The organism is Nocardiopsis akebiae (assembly GCF_018316795.1).
In the GTDB taxonomy this organism is placed as follows: domain Bacteria; phylum Actinomycetota; class Actinomycetes; order Streptosporangiales; family Streptosporangiaceae; genus Nocardiopsis; species Nocardiopsis dassonvillei.
Window position 1 is genome coordinate 6,239,905 of sequence record NZ_CP074132.1, and the last position, 13,958, is coordinate 6,253,862.

The window sequence follows — 13,958 nt, forward strand, 5'->3', positions numbered from 1 at the left end:
CGGTCAACACCCGTGTCCGGACGTTCCCACACCCGGCACGGGTCGGGCCGACGGCCTTCCACAGGTCCTTATCTCCAGGTTAAGGGCGTGCCCGCTGCGACGGGCATCGGGTCGGTGTGTCACCCGCGGCACAGGGGAACGGGACATAGGCGAACACGATTCGCATAGTCATGGGATGTTTCCAATCCCGACAGCAGGGCCCGAACATCACGTTCCGGTCACATATCCGGTACTCCTCCCCCCAACACCGCAATTTCTCCGAAAACTAGGGAGGAAACGGTCCAACTCGTGCACACTAGGGGATCAAACGCCCGCCGCCCCCGCAGTCCGAGGCGGGCACGATTGGGGGAATGTGAAGGTGGAACGAGCAAGCGAACGCCTGTTGACCCCCGGGGAAGTGGCCTCACTCTTCCGGGTTGATCCCAAGACCGTCACGCGCTGGGCCGCCTCCGGGCGGATCAGCAGCATCCGGACTCCGGGAGGGCACCGCCGCTTCCGCGAGTCCGAGGTGCGCGCCCTCCTGCTCGGGGAGCCGAGCGAGAGCACGCCCTGAGGCCGAGTGCCCCGAGACAGCCCATCCGGCGGGAGCCAGAGATCCAGGAGCCGCAGGGCCCTCCGGCCGCCCCGTCGGCCGGTCAGCCGCCCGCGGACTCCCCCCTGCCCTCCGGCCCGGTGTCCCGACCGTGAGGAGTCGACTGCAAGAGTTAGGCTGGAACCATGGTGTGGCTCGGTGGCCTGATCACGCTCGTATCGATCGTTCTGTGGGTGTACGCGTTCTTCGACGCGCTCACCACCCCTTCCTCTGAGGTGCGCACTCTGCCGAAGGTGCTGTGGGTGTTCGTCATCGTGCTGTTCGTGCCCGTCGGCGCCATCCTGTGGCTCCTCCTCGGCCGCCCGCGCCAGGCGGCCGCACCCAGCGGGAGCGCGCCCTCCCCGACACAGGCCACGGCCTCGGCCGACGACCTCGACCCGTCCGACTTCACCAAGCCCTCGGGCAGCCCGCACCCGCTCGGCCCGGACGACGACCCCGAGTTCCTGCGACGACTCAACCGGCGGATCGATCCGGAGGACTGACCCGGACACGACCGACCCGGACCGGTACACGACGACGGTGGGGGCCGCCCGACAGGACGCGGCCCCCACCGCTGTGTTCCACCCTTCCCGTTCCCCCGCCCCGGGGCAAGCACGTCCGGACGTCCGGGCGGTTCCCCGGCGCGGCACCGCGCGCACGGACCGGACACCGATGTCACATCCCCGCATCGGAGCCGTCCGCTCCGGAACCCGCTCTTCGCATTCGGCGTCCACACCCGTACACACCGCCGAGTACTGAGGAGGCCGCGATGCGGCAGACCGGACACCGTCGAGTCATCACCGGAGCGGCACTGGGCGCGGCTGCTCTTCTGCTGTCCACCGGCTGTTCGTTCGAGTTCAGCATCGGCGGTCCCGACTCCGTCAGCGCCGAACAGGTCGCCGAACGGTCCAGCGAGATGCTGGCCGAGCAGGTGGGCCAGACCCCCGACGACCTCACCTGCCCCGAGGACCTCCCCGCGGAGGTGGGCGCCGAGATCCGCTGCAACCTCGTGGACGGCGGCATGAACTACGGCGTGACCATCACGACCACCTCGGTCGACGGCGACGACGTCCAGTGGGACATCGAGGTCGACGACGCCCCGGCCGGTGACGGCGCCGCCGAGGACGGCGCCGCCGGGAACGACGCGGGCGGGGGGGCCGGTGGGGACGGAGGCACCGCCGCGAACGACGGGGTCGTCCCCGCCGACCAGGTCGCCCAGCAGTCGGCCTCGCAGTTGGAGGCGGTGGTCGGCCAGGCCCCCGAGGACTTCTCCTGCTCCCAGGGCCTCCCCGCGGAGGTGGGCGCCGAGATCCGCTGCAACCTCGTGGACGGCGGCATGAACTACGGCGTGACCATCACGACCACCTCGGTCGACGGCGACGACGTCCAGTGGGACATCAAGGTCGACGACCAGCCCCTGTAACCGCGGCGGCCCGCCCGGACGGGGCCGGGCGGGCCTGCCTCCCGTTACGCGACCACACCGGGAGCGCCGGACTCAGAGCACTCCCGCGCCCGCCTCGCGCGGCACGCCGCGGACCGCGTGCACCGGTTCCACCCGCGTGGAGAACTGCGGCACCCAGGTCAGGTCGGTGCCCAGCGCTTGATCGGGGTAGGCGTCGTTGTGCTCCCGCACCAGGTCCACCTCCGTGACGCGCCCGCGGCCGTCCTCCATCACCGCGTTCCCGTGCTCCACGATGTCGGTGCCGCCCCAGTTGCCGACGATCTCCCCGGCCGTGATGCCGTCGCGCAGGTCGAACAGGTTGTTCTCCGCGTACAGGTGCGACTCGAAGCCCACGCCCAGGCTGTACTGGTACAGGTCCGTGGCCACCGTGTAGTGGTTGTTGTAGACGTGCACCTGCCCGTAGCGCACGCGGGGCGCGCGCTGGCCCAGGCCGTCGAAGTGGTTGTGGTGCCAGGTGGTGCGCAGGTACCTGCGATCGGTGGTGCGGCCGTCGCTGTTGCCCACCAGGATGGCCTTGTCCCGGCCTTCGAAGTGGTTGTAGGACACCGTCACCAGGTCGCTGGCGCGCACGATGTCGAGCAGGCCGTCGTGCACCTCGTACCGGCGCCCGAAGTACTCCGGCAGCTCCGAGCCCGGGTTGTCGCCGTCGTCGAACGTGTTGTGGTCGATCCACACGTTCGTGGAACCGGAGATCTCCAGGTGGTCGTACTCGGAGTTCCAGTTGCCCTCACCGCCGTCGCCGGGGTCCCAGCCCGGGAAGCAGTCGTGCGTGTCGGACAGGGTGAGGTCGCGCAGGATGACGTTGCTCGCGCCGATCACCCGGATGCTCATCCCGGTGATCTCGGCGCCGTCCCCGGCGCCCACCACGGTCGTGTTGGATCCGACCTCCACCCGGACGCGCTCCGCCTGGGCGTCGGCCGAGGCCTCGCGGGCCTCCTCCAGCGGGCCGCTGGGGTCCTGCCAGCCCCACACCTCGGGGTCGTAGGCGGTCAGGTAGTCCTCCAGCGTGTAGCCGTCCACGGCGTAGTCCCCGCACGACAGGGGCGTGCCGTCCGGCGCCGTGTTCGCGTCGATGAGGCCCTCGACGTAGACGATCTTGGGCTCGTCACCGCTCACCGCCTCGCGGAACTCCTGCGCCGTGGAGACGCGGAGGACGTTCTCCGGGGAGGCGTCCGCGCCTCCCGTCGTCCCGCCTCCGGCCGAGGCCCAGCCGTCGCCCTCGGGCAGGACCTGCCTGCCCACGTCGGGCGCCGCCTGGACGGGCGCGACGGCGGTCATCACCAACACCGCGCTCAGAGGGAGTACGAGCCTGCGCATGGTTCTGCTCCTCGGGGGGGGAAACTGCAAACGGTTGCATGAACATCTCCCAGGAGCCGGACCGGCGTCAACCCCTTCCACCCGGGAAAACCCCGGAAAACCAGGCACCGGACCTGAAAGCACGCACTGGTCAACCACAACCGGTTGCCAGTAACCTCGAAACCGTTCCCCATCGAAGGAGGCCACGGGTGGCCGTGACCATCAAGGACGTCGCCCTGGCGAGCGGGGTGCACGTCTCCACCGTCTCCCGGACCTTCTCCGCCTCGCACCTGGTCAACTCCGATACCCGGACACGGGTGCTCGCCGCCGCCAGCGCCCTGGGCTACCGGCCCAACCGCGCCGCGCGCGCCCTGTCCACACGCCGCACCGGCAACCTGGGGCTGATCGTCGCCGACATCGCCAACCCCTTCTTCCCGCCCCTGATCAAGGCCGCGCAGGCCCACGCCCGCCGCAGCGACCACCACGTGTTCGTCGCCGACACCGACGAGCAGGCCCGCGTGGAGGAGGAGCTGATCCGGTCCATGGCCACCCAGGTGGACGGCGCGCTCCTGGTCGCGCCGCGCCTGAGCAACCGCCTGATCGCCGAACTCAGCGCCGACGTGCCCTTCGTCGTGGTCAACCGCCAGCCCGCCGGGCTGCCCGCCGTCCTCATGGACGTGGCCTCGGGCGCCGAGCAGGCCGTGGACCACCTCGCCACCCTCGGCCACCGCGAGATCGCCCTGCTCACCGGCCCGCGCGCGTCGTGGACCAACCAGCGCCTGGAGCGCGCGGCGGAGGAGGCCGCCCTGCGCCGCGGCCTCCTCCTGCACGGCGTGGGCCCCAACCAGCCCACCGAGGAGGGCGGCGCGGCCGCCGCCCGGCAGGTGCTGGACCTCGGCGCCACCGCGGTCCTGGCCTACAACGACCTGGTCGCCCTCGGCCTGGTCCAGAAGCTGCGGGACCTGGGCGCGTCCGTGCCCGGCGACCTCAGCGTCGTCGGCGTCGACAACACCCACACCGCCCGGCACTGCGACCTGACCAGCGTCGACATGCCCACCGCCGCGGCCGGACGCGCCGCCATCGACCTGCTGCTGCACCGCATCAGCAGCGAGGACTCCCCCGGCACCGTCACCCTGGACACCCGCCTGGTCGTGCGCGGGTCCACCGCCGCCCCACCCGCCTGAACACGGAGAACACGGAGCCCCAAAGCGAACACGTCCGGGCGCCCGCGGGGTTCTGGAGGCGTCGGACGTGTGATCGCGAGGAACGAGCCACCACACGGAAGACGGCGAAGGTTCCCGCTCTCCGGGCGCCCGGACACGGGGCGAAGCGGAGCGGAGCCCCAAAGCGAACACGTCCGGGCGCCCGCGGGGTTCTGGAGGCGTCGGACGTGTGATCGCGAGGAACGAGCCACCACACGGAAGACGGCGAAGGTTCCCGCTCTCCGGGCGCCCGGACACGGGGCGAAGCGAAGCGGAGCGGAGCCCCAGAGCGAACAGGACCCCGCCGTGGCGGGGCCCCGTTCGCGAATCGGGATCAGGCGTAGGAGTGCAGACCGCTGAACATGTAGTTCACCGCGAAGAAGTTGAACAGGATGGTCGCGAAGCCAACCACGTTGATCCACGTGGCCTTGGGCCCGCGCCAGCCGCCGGTGGCCCGGGCGTGCAGGTAGGCCGCGTAGATCACCCAGGAGATGAACGACCAGACCTCCTTGGGGTCCCAGCCCCAGAAGCGGCCCCAGGCCTCGTCGGCCCAGATGGAACCGGCGATGATGCCGAAGGTCCACAGCGGGAAGGCGAAGAGGATGAACCGGTGGGAGATCCGGTCCAGCAGCTCGGGACTTGGCAGGCGGCCCGCGATACCGGCCACCTGCTCGCCCAGCGCGCGCTTGGCCTCGGCCCGGTGCGCCACGAGGTAGGTGACACCGGCCGCGCCGGAGACCATGAAGGCGCCGCCCGCGACGATCGTCGCGGTCACGTGGATGGGCACCCAGTACGAGTGCAGGGCGGGGATGAGCGGGCCCGGGTCCACGTACAGCCAGCGGACGCCGATACCCAGCAGGACGAGCACCGGGACCAGCACGAACGCGCCCAGGAAGCGCGCCTGGTACCGGTAGGAGGCGAAGAGCAGGCCGCCCACCGCGACCAGGCACAGGGCCACGACGAACTCGAACATGTTGCCCCAGGGCCAGCGCCCGGCGGCCAGGCCGCGGGCGATGATCTGGGCGACGCCCATCACGAAGCCGAACGTCGTCACGCCCAGGGCGATCTTGCCCAGGACGCTCTGGGAGGCCCTGGCCTCCGCCTCGGTGCTGCGGACGTTGACCTCGATGCCGTCGTCCGCGCCGGACTCGGCACCGGCGTTGACCGGCATGAGCCGACCGGCCTTGAGCTTGGTGCGGCGTCCGTAGGCGGCCTCGATGGCGAAGAGGAACAGCGCAGCCGCGTACGTGACGATCATCGCGATGATCAACGAGTCACTGACTGACGTCATCACCTCGTCCACCTGTGCGGCGAGTGTGTACGTCACCGGTCACTCCCTTGTGTCGTCGACTCTGGCGGGTCGGATGGCGGATGGGGGTCGGAGCCCGGAACGGGGTCCGGGTCGGAGTCCGGAACCGGAGCCGGACGGTCGTCCGCTCCGGAGCCGGAGTCCCCGTCGGACAGGCTCCGGAGCCGTCCGGCGAGTTCCGTGGTGAGTTCGTGGAACTCCACGTTGTTGCCGGCCGCCTCGGTCTTGCCCAGGGCGGCCAGCTCCACGCGGGTGCGGCCGTCCCCGCCCCGGGTCGCGCGCACCCACACGCGGCGCGGGCGGACGAACAGGGTGGTGATCAGCCCGGCGACGGCCAGGGAGGCCGCGGCCAGCGCGGGCAGCCGGGCGCCGTCGCGGTTCATCTGGAGACTGACGTACTCCTTGTAGCCGGAGAAGGTGATCGACCCGGCGCCATCGGGCAGCTCCCAGGTGTCCCCGATCTCCATCACGGGGGAGCTGCCCAGCTCCTCCATGCCGCCGGTGCGCAGCTGGTAGACCGACTGCGGGTCGACCAGCCCCAGGTCGCCCTGGTAACCCTCCAGCGTGATCCTCGGGTTCCGGGCGCCCGGGAAGTTGGAGACCATCTCCCCCTCCGGCGTCTCCACCGCGCTGGGCAGGAACACGCCGACGAAGCCGAGCTGTTCGCCCCCGGTGTCGGGCACCTTGACCACGCCGTCGGAGGTGTAGGAGGCGGTGTCCCTGTGCAGGAAGGGGACCGCCTGGTCGAAGACCACGTCGCCCTCGGCGTTGCGCACCTCGAACTCGGGCGCGTACCCGTGCCCGAGCAGGTAGACCTGCACGCCCGACACGCTCAGCGGGTGGTTGACCTCCAGCCGGTGCCGCTCCTGCGACGCGTCGGGCGCCTCCCTGTAGGTGAGGTCGGCGACGTAGGACTCGGCCTGTCCGCGCAGTCCGCCGTCCTCGATGAAGGAGGCCTCGAAGTCGTCCAGGTGGATGGAGAAGGGCTCCAGGGAGTCGGTGTCGGTCCAGTGCCCGGGGTAGATGGCGTCGTAGGAGGTCAGGGTGTTGGCGAACCCGTCGCCCTCCACCAGGAGCATGTTGCCTCGGTAGCCGAAGAAGGATCCGGCGGCCAGGGCCAGCAGCAGGCCGAGCAGGGCGAAGTGGAACAGGACGTTCCCGGCCTCGCGCAGGTAGCCGGTCTCGGTGGAGAGGGAGTCGCCGTAGCGCTCGATCCGGTAGCGCCGCAGGACCTTGCGGGACTGCTCCAGCACCGTCTCGGGGTCGGCGTCGGTGGTGAACGCGGCGGCGTAGGGCATCCGGCCCAGGTTCTTGGGCGTGTGCACCGGGCGGGCCCGCACCGCGCGGGCGTGCGTCAGCGCGCGCGGGAGCACGCAGCCCGCCAGGGAGACGAACAGCAGCAGGTAGATCGCCGCGTACCAGGGCGAGGAGAACACGTCGAAGAGGTAGAACCGGTCCAGCCAGGGCGCCAGTTCGGGGTTCTCCTGGAAGTAGGTGCTGACCTCGTCGACGCTCACCACGTTCTGCGGCAGGATCGAGCCCGGGATGGCCCCGACCGCCAGCAGGAAGAGCAGGATCAGGGCGGTGCGCATCGAGGTCAGGGTGCGCCAGATCCAGCGCAGCCAGCCGACCGCGCCCAGGCCCTTGGGGCGCGGCGGGGCGCTCTCCCCCTCCTGGGCGGCGGTGCCGGTCCCTCGGTCGTTCGCGGTCGTGCTCATCAGATCACCGTCTGGAAGTCGGCGGCCCAGCCCTGCATGGCGATGGTCAGCTGTGTCCACAGGCCGGTCACCATCGCCAGGCCGACCAGGACGAGCATGGCCCCGCCGATCACGGTGACCGTGCGGGTGCGGCGCTTGAGCCAGTCGAAGGTGCCCAGCGCGCGCCGGTAGAGGAGGGAGGCCAGGACGAACGGCAGCCCGAGGCCGACGCAGTAGGCCAGGGACAGCAGCATGCCGCGTCCGGCGCCGCCCTCGACGAAGGCGAGGGTCTGCACGGCGGCCAGGGTCGGCCCGATGCAGGGGGTCCAGCCCAGGCCGAACAGGACGCCGAGCAGCGGGGCGCCCGCCAGTCCGGCGCGCGGCAGGCGGTGGAAGCGGAACTCGCGCCCGAAGCCCGGGACGACGCCCATGAAGGCAAGGCCCAGGACGACGGTCAGGACGCCGAGCACCCGCGTGATGGGGTCGGTGTAGTCCATGAGGATCTCGCCGAGCCAGCCGATGAAGCCGCCGACGGCGACGAACACCAGGGTGAACCCGGCGATGAACAGGACGCTGCCCGTGACCATGGTCCAGCGGCGGGAGGCCAGTTCGGCGTCGACGTCGGCGACGGTGGCGGTGCCGCCCCCCGCGGGCGAGGCGGTGCGCTCGCGCACCTGGGTGCCGCTCATCCCGGTCACGTAGGACAGGTAGCCGGGCACGAGCGGGAGCACGCAGGGCGAGAGGAAGGAGACCAGGCCCGCGGCCAGGGCCAGCGGGATCGCGGCCAGCAGGGAACCGGTGAGGACGGTGGTGCCGATGGGGTCCATCAGCCCTCGCCCCCGGACCCGTCGGAGTCCTGGTCCGCCTCGGACGGCGCGTCCGAGGGCTCGGCCGAGGGATCGGCCTCCTCCGGGGACGCCGTCTCCCCGGCCTCCTGCTCCGCGACCCGGGGGCGCTCCTCCGGGTCGCCGAAGTCGAACTCGACCACCAGCGGGTTGAGCAGCTCGGTGAGCTGGCCGTAGGTGGTCGGGCCGATGACGCGGGCGGCGATGCGGCCCTCGGGGTCGATGACGAGCGTGCTGGGGATGGAGCGCGGGGGCACGGTGTCGCGGAAGGCCTGGGGCACCGCGCCGGGCTGGTCGTACAGGCTCGGGTAGGGGACGTCCATGCTCTCCTGGTAGGAGCGCGCGGCCGTCTCGTCGTCCTTGATGTTCACGCCGAGGAAGTCCACGCCCAGGTCCGCGTACTCGGCGTGCACCTCGTCCAGGACCGGCTGCTCGGCGCGGCAGGGGCCGCACCAGCTCGCCCAGACGTTGAGGACGACTATGCCGCCCTCGTAGTCGCCGAGGGAGACCTCGTCGCCGTCGAGGGTGCTGCCGGTGACCTCGGGCGCCTCCGTGCGCTCGGCGGTCTCGAAGGTGGTGGCGCTGCCGTCTCCGGAGATGAAGCGGCTCTCCTCGTCGCTGGCCTGGATCTCGTTGCCCCCGGCGCAGCCGGTCAGGACGAGTACGGCGGCCAGTCCGGCCGCCGCCAGGCGCGGCACGGTACGGCTTCGGCGCGTACCGGTGCTGGTGCTGGGCATCGAGGGGACCTCGCGAACGGGGTGTGAACAGGGCGGACTACAACAACGACAAAGTGTAGTAGATGCCCTGGAGCCCGTTCGGCCGCCCCGGCACAAGGGGGAACCGCGGCCGGTGGGGGTGGGGACGGCCCTGCCGCGCGCCGGGTGGCGCGCCGGGGCGGGGTGGGAAGACCCCGGTGGGGGCGGTGTCCGTCAGTCACCGCCCCCCGGGTGTGTCGGCTGACCGGGGGCCGGGGGGCGGCCCCGGTCGGCCGGGCCCTGGATCAACCAGCCTCGACGAAAGCCTCGCGGAGGTAGTCGTGCACGGCCCGCTCGGGGACCCGGTAGGAACGCCCCACGCGAATCGCGGGGAGAACTCCCGAGTGCACCATTCGGTAAACGGTCATCTTGGACACACGCATGATCGTGGCTACCTCCGCCACGGTCAGGAACCTGACCTCTTCGAGAGGCGGCTTGCTCCCGTTCATCTTTCGACGCCCTCATTCCCGGACGTGAGCATTGTCTACCCTTGGGACCGGCGTGGTGTGCGGCGGCGACCCCGGTGTGCCGACCCCAAACCACGCCAGCGTGTCACGCTGTCACTACTGACACGTCCGTTTTCAGAGTAGAGCCGAGTTCGCCTCAGCGAAAGGCCGTTGGGACTGTCTTCGGCGCTATGTGTTGATGGCGGGTCGGATGAGGTTTAACGGTGGGTATAAATGGTCGCCCCCGCTCACAGGAGACCGGCCCGGGCGAGAACGTATTCGCGCAGCGGGGCGTAGTCCTCGGTCAGGTAACCGTCGTCCAAAGGCACCGTGACCAGTAGTTTCCCTTCGGCCTCGGCGAGGAAGAGGGCGGGGTCGTTGCAGTCGGCGAAGCCCATCGCGGGCACTCCCGCCTCACCGGCCGCACCCGCGAACCCGTGGTCGGCGATGACCAACTGCGGCCATGCCTCACCGCGGTCCGCGAGGTCCCCGAGGATGGCACGCATGGCGAAGGGGTGGTGGCTGTGACGGGCGAGGCGACCATCCGTGACGATGGCGATGTCGTCCTCCCAAACCACGATCCGCCGGTTAGGGGGACGCTCCGTGGTCACTTCGTAGGAATAGCCGCCGCCAGCGGTGAGGATCTGGCACCCACGCTCGGCGAGGGCGTCCTTCCAGGCGCGGTAGGTCTCGCGGAGGTTGCGCGGGTGGCCGGTGGCGAACAGGACCCGTTCCCGGCGCTCGGCGGCCAGGGCCAGCCGGTCGGCGAAGGCCTCCAGGGCGTCGATGGTCAGGTCGGGGTCGATGGTGTCGATCCCCCACACGTACTCCTCGTCGGCCACCACGCCGCAGCGCTTGCTCATCAGCGCCAGGACCTCGGAGTAGGTCCAGTCGTGGGAGAAGGTGAGGCCGAACTGGTGGTAGGGGTCCTTCTGGACGAGCCGCCGGTAGTGCCGCAGGTTGTTCTGGCGCGGGGTGTCGACGTGCCCGGCGATTCCCGTGCGCACCAGATAGGTGATCAGTTCAGCGCGTGTCGGCGGCGTCACCTGGCGCTCCCCTTCCTCGTCTGCGCAGCGAGCGTGCGCCACGCTGGGCGGCCACCACGGCGCCTGCTCCTGTTCGCCCGGTATTCAACCTCTGTCCTACCCGCTTCGGACGCGACACGCGCGGCTCCTCCGGAATTCACGCCGGTCGACACCGGGGTGTTATGGGAGCAGTCCCGTGAGTCGTCCGGAGTCCCGTGGGCCCCTGTCGGCACCGAATCGGCGGCCCGGCCGCGGCGACGCGGAAGGGCTGCCCCCTACAGGCTCGGGTCGATCCCGTGGCTGGGGAAGACCGCGGTCCGGGTCGCGTGGATGGCCCGGTCCACCGGGTCGCCCGGGTCGTAGCCGTCCACGAAGTGGTCGAAGACGACCTCGCGCCCGTCGGTCATGTACAGCGGCGCCAACTCGCCCGTGCGCTGGCGCACGAAGTCGCGCCAGCCCTGCGGGGTCTCGGTGTCGGGGTCGACGGGGCGGCCCGCGGCCTCGCCCAGCAGGTGGGTCCAGGCGCGGGGGACGACGTGGACCAGCCCGTACCCGCCGCCGCCGAACAGCAGCCAGCGGCCGCCAGCCGTCTTGCGGGCCAGTTCGTGCAGCTCGGCGTAGGCGCGGCGCTGGCCGTCCACGCTCAGGGTGAGGTTGGCGAGCGGGTCCAGGGCGTGGGTGTCGCAGCCCTGCTGGGTCACCAGGATCTCGGGCTGGAACTCGTGCAGCAGCGGCGGGACGACGGCGTCGAAGGCGCGGTGCCAGCCGTTGTCGCCGGTGCCCGCGGGCAGGGCGACGTTGACCGCGTACCCCTCGGCGTCCGGGCCGCCGGTCTCGGAGGCCTGGCCGGTGCCGGGGAACAGGGTCGCCGGGGACTCGTGGAGGCTGATGGTGAGCACGCGCGGGTCGTTGTAGAAGGCGTTCTGGACGCCGTCGCCGTGGTGGACGTCAACGTCCACGTAGGCGACGCGCTTGGCCCCCTGCTCCAGCAGCCAGGCGATCGCCAGGGCTGGGTCGTTGTAGACGCAGAAGCCCCAGGCGTTGCCGCGCATGGCGTGGTGCAGGCCGCCCGCGATGTTGGCCGCGTGCGCGGTCTCCCCGCTCCAAACCGCCCGCGCGGCGGCCACGGACGCGCCGGAGATGAGCGCGGCGGCGTCGTGCATGTCCTTGAAGACGGGGTTGTCGGAGGTGCCCAGCATGTGGACGTCGTCGGGCTCCAGCGTGCGGCCCGCGCGCTTGACCGCCTCGATGTAGGCGGGGTCGTGCACGAGGGACAGGAGTTCGTCCGAGGCGGGTTCGACGTCCAGTAGCCCGACCCCGGGCGCGTCCAGCACGCCGAGTTCGCGGCTGAGCGCCATGGTCAGCTCGACGCGTATCGGCGCCATCGGGTGCTGCGGACCGAAGTCGTAGGCCGTCAGTCCGTCGTCCCATGCCACCCGAAGCGAGCAGGACGTGCGCCCTCCCATGTGGTGACCCCCGTTTCAGGTGTGCGTGCTCCGAAGCACACAGTACGCACAACCGCACGCGTGGACGAACCCCGGGGTTGGGGCTGCCGGTCCGGCACGGGGGCGCCCCCGTGCCGGACCGCGGGGTCCGCTACTCGGTGACGAAGTAGCAGGACTCGTACAGGTCGCCGCCGGAGAGGTCGACGGTGCCGTGCAGTGGCGCCGCCCCGAAGAGCGAGTCCTTCGAGGTGAGCAGCACCCGGTACTCGCCCGGTTCGAGTTCGACGCGCATGACGTCGCCGTCGTCGAAGCAGGAGTTGCCCGCGGGCGGCGAACTGTAGACCTCGCAGTCCTCGCACGCGGGGGTGATGATCTCCTCGTGGACGGCGTCCGGGCCGACGTAGAGGAACTGCATCTCGTACGGGGTGTTGTTGGTGATCTCCAGGACGCTCTTGTCGCTGCCGGAGCCGCCGGTGGGCGCGGGGGCGAAGTCGACCTCGCCGAGCGAGGTCATGGCGTCCATCCTCTCCTCGATGCGCCCGGCGCCGATGTGGGTGACCATCCGCTCGACCTCGTCGGTCTCGTGGTCGGGGTACTCCGCCTCCAGGAGGGCGACCATCTCGTCGGCGGTGTCGAGCGAGCCGCCGTCCACGCTCTCCCATCCGCACCTGAAGGCGGCGTCGGGGCGCTCGGTGGCGACGCGCTCGGCGATCTCGGGGGCGGCGTCCCAGGCCAGGTCGGAGAACATGTCGATCTGGTCGAAGCCCGAGCACCAGTACTCGGCGGCGTACTCCGCGGTGCCGACGTCGTAGAGCTCGGTGAGGGCGGTGGGGACCCGGGCCGCGGCCTCGGTGCCCTCGTAGTCCACCGGGATCACGGTGTAGATCTCGTGCGCCCGCCGCATGCTCTCGCGGTACTCGTCGGTGACCTCTCCCTCGAAGTGCTCGTCGGCCGAGGCCACCAGGTCGGCGGCGTAGGAGAGGTGGATGTCGGCGACCTCGCCGTCGGTGTCCTCCCAGCGGGCGGAGGGGTGCTCGAAGTAGGCGGCGTAGGAGTCCAGGGCCCGCCCGTACTCCTCGGCGGCCACGTCGGACTGGGCGCGCTCCAGGAGCGCGCAGGCCTCGGCGCCCGCGCGGGCGCGCGACATGAGCGACGGGGAGAAGGAGAGCTGGAAGAGGTCCTCCACGCTCCCGTAGGCGGCGACGGCTTCGGAGGGGCCGCACTCGCCGCGGGCGTGGGCGGCGTCGGCGACGCGCAGCCGCCACTCCCCCGCCTGCCACACGCCGGTGAGGGTCACCAGCAGCGCGAGCGCCAGTCCGGCGGCGGTGAGGAGGGGCAGCGCCCGCTTGGAGGGCTGTTCACCCCTGCCGATCAGGCGCTCGTCGCGGGAGCGCCCCGAGAACAGGCCGTGCACGGCCGCGGCGGCGAACCAGGCCAGGAGGACCGGCACCCACAGCAGGAGGTTGTCGGCGGCCCCGAGGACGGCGGCGGTGAGCAGCAGGCCGAGGGTGATGACGAGCGCGGCGGCGAAGAACGGCCACTGGCGCAGGTAGACGTAACCGGCTCCCATGCCCGACGCGTTGAGCAGGGAGGTGCGCAGTGCGGACGGGGAGGAGAACAGGCCGAGCCGGGGCGGCTTCGGGGGCGGCGGCGGGCCGAACTGCCCCGGCGGCGTTCCGCCGGGGGGCATGCCGCCGGGAGGGGGGCCTCCGGGGGGCATCGCACCGGGGGGAGGTCCCATCGGCGGCGGTCCGCCCCGGGGCGTTCCGCCCGGGGGCGGCGTCATGCCGGGCGGCCTGCCGCCGGGAGGAGGCCCCATGGGGGGCGGACCGCCGGGAGGCGTACCGCCCGGGGGCGGGCCGGGCACACCGCCCGAGTACGTCCCGCCCGCGGGTGTGCCCCCGG

General features: G+C 71.5%; 13 protein-coding genes. 4 read left to right on the forward strand and 9 right to left on the reverse strand.

Annotated elements, in window-relative coordinates; translation table 11 throughout:
- The first annotated feature begins 352 nt into the window (after window positions 1-352).
- The 3 genes from KGD83_RS26720 (at window position 353) to KGD83_RS26730 (ending at window position 1,994) form a co-directional block, all read left to right on the forward strand.
- The gene (locus KGD83_RS26720; protein ID WP_017535950.1) at window positions 353-553 is read left to right on the forward strand and encodes a BldC family transcriptional regulator; all 201 of its coding nucleotides are present in this window, start codon (window positions 353-355) and stop codon (window positions 551-553) included.
- A 164-nt stretch (window positions 554-717) separates the two neighbouring features.
- The gene (locus KGD83_RS26725) at window positions 718-1,074 is read left to right on the forward strand and encodes a PLD nuclease N-terminal domain-containing protein (protein ID WP_212641684.1); all 357 of its coding nucleotides are present in this window, start codon (window positions 718-720) and stop codon (window positions 1,072-1,074) included.
- Window positions 1,075-1,340: 266 nt separating this feature from the next.
- The gene (locus tag KGD83_RS26730; RefSeq protein WP_212641685.1) at window positions 1,341-1,994 is read left to right on the forward strand and encodes a DUF4333 domain-containing protein; all 654 of its coding nucleotides are present in this window, start codon (window positions 1,341-1,343) and stop codon (window positions 1,992-1,994) included.
- A 72-nt stretch (window positions 1,995-2,066) separates the two neighbouring features.
- Here KGD83_RS26730 and KGD83_RS26735 read toward each other — a convergent pair whose 3' ends face one another.
- Window positions 2,067-3,350, reverse strand: a complete 1,284-nt coding sequence (locus tag KGD83_RS26735; protein ID WP_212641686.1) for a pectate lyase family protein — start codon at window positions 3,348-3,350, stop codon at window positions 2,067-2,069.
- Between the two features lie 188 nt (window positions 3,351-3,538).
- Between KGD83_RS26735 and KGD83_RS26740 the strand changes: the two genes are divergently transcribed.
- A complete protein-coding gene (locus KGD83_RS26740; protein WP_212641687.1) occupies window positions 3,539-4,513 on the forward strand; it encodes a LacI family DNA-binding transcriptional regulator in 975 nt (324 codons plus the stop codon).
- 352 nt (window positions 4,514-4,865) lie between these two features.
- On the opposite strand, the gene ccsB is transcribed toward KGD83_RS26740, so the two are convergent.
- From ccsB to KGD83_RS26780, 8 genes are all read right to left on the reverse strand, one after another.
- Entirely contained in the window at window positions 4,866-5,858 is a 993-nt protein-coding gene (gene ccsB, locus KGD83_RS26745; protein WP_212641688.1) for a c-type cytochrome biogenesis protein CcsB, read from the reverse strand.
- Window positions 5,855-7,558 (reverse strand): cytochrome c biogenesis protein ResB, encoded by a 1,704-nt coding sequence (resB, locus tag KGD83_RS26750; protein ID WP_212641689.1) that lies wholly within the window; start codon window positions 7,556-7,558, stop codon window positions 5,855-5,857. The genes ccsB and resB overlap by 4 nt, the downstream gene beginning before the upstream one ends.
- Window positions 7,558-8,364, reverse strand: a complete 807-nt coding sequence (locus KGD83_RS26755) for a cytochrome c biogenesis CcdA family protein (protein ID WP_212641690.1) — start codon at window positions 8,362-8,364, stop codon at window positions 7,558-7,560. Before KGD83_RS26755 ends, resB begins: the two co-directional genes overlap by 1 nt.
- Window positions 8,364-9,119, reverse strand: coding sequence for a TlpA family protein disulfide reductase (locus KGD83_RS26760; protein WP_249352038.1), 756 nt, complete (start codon window positions 9,117-9,119; stop codon window positions 8,364-8,366). The genes KGD83_RS26755 and KGD83_RS26760 overlap by 1 nt, the downstream gene beginning before the upstream one ends.
- Window positions 9,120-9,382: 263 nt before the next feature.
- On the reverse strand, window positions 9,383-9,586 hold the full coding sequence (locus KGD83_RS26765) for a helix-turn-helix domain-containing protein (protein WP_013155995.1): 204 nt from the start codon (window positions 9,584-9,586) through the stop codon (window positions 9,383-9,385).
- 245 nt (window positions 9,587-9,831) lie between these two features.
- Window positions 9,832-10,629, reverse strand: a complete 798-nt coding sequence (locus KGD83_RS26770) for a phosphatase (RefSeq protein WP_212641691.1) — start codon at window positions 10,627-10,629, stop codon at window positions 9,832-9,834.
- A gap of 254 nt (window positions 10,630-10,883) precedes the next feature.
- Complete coding sequence (locus KGD83_RS26775) at window positions 10,884-12,044, reverse strand: acetoin utilization protein AcuC (protein ID WP_212641692.1); 1,161 nt, start codon at window positions 12,042-12,044, stop codon at window positions 10,884-10,886.
- 160 nt (window positions 12,045-12,204) lie between these two features.
- The gene (locus KGD83_RS26780; protein WP_212641693.1) at window positions 12,205-13,743 is read right to left on the reverse strand and encodes a DUF1109 domain-containing protein; all 1,539 of its coding nucleotides are present in this window, start codon (window positions 13,741-13,743) and stop codon (window positions 12,205-12,207) included.
- Between the last annotated feature and the right edge of the window lie 215 nt (window positions 13,744-13,958).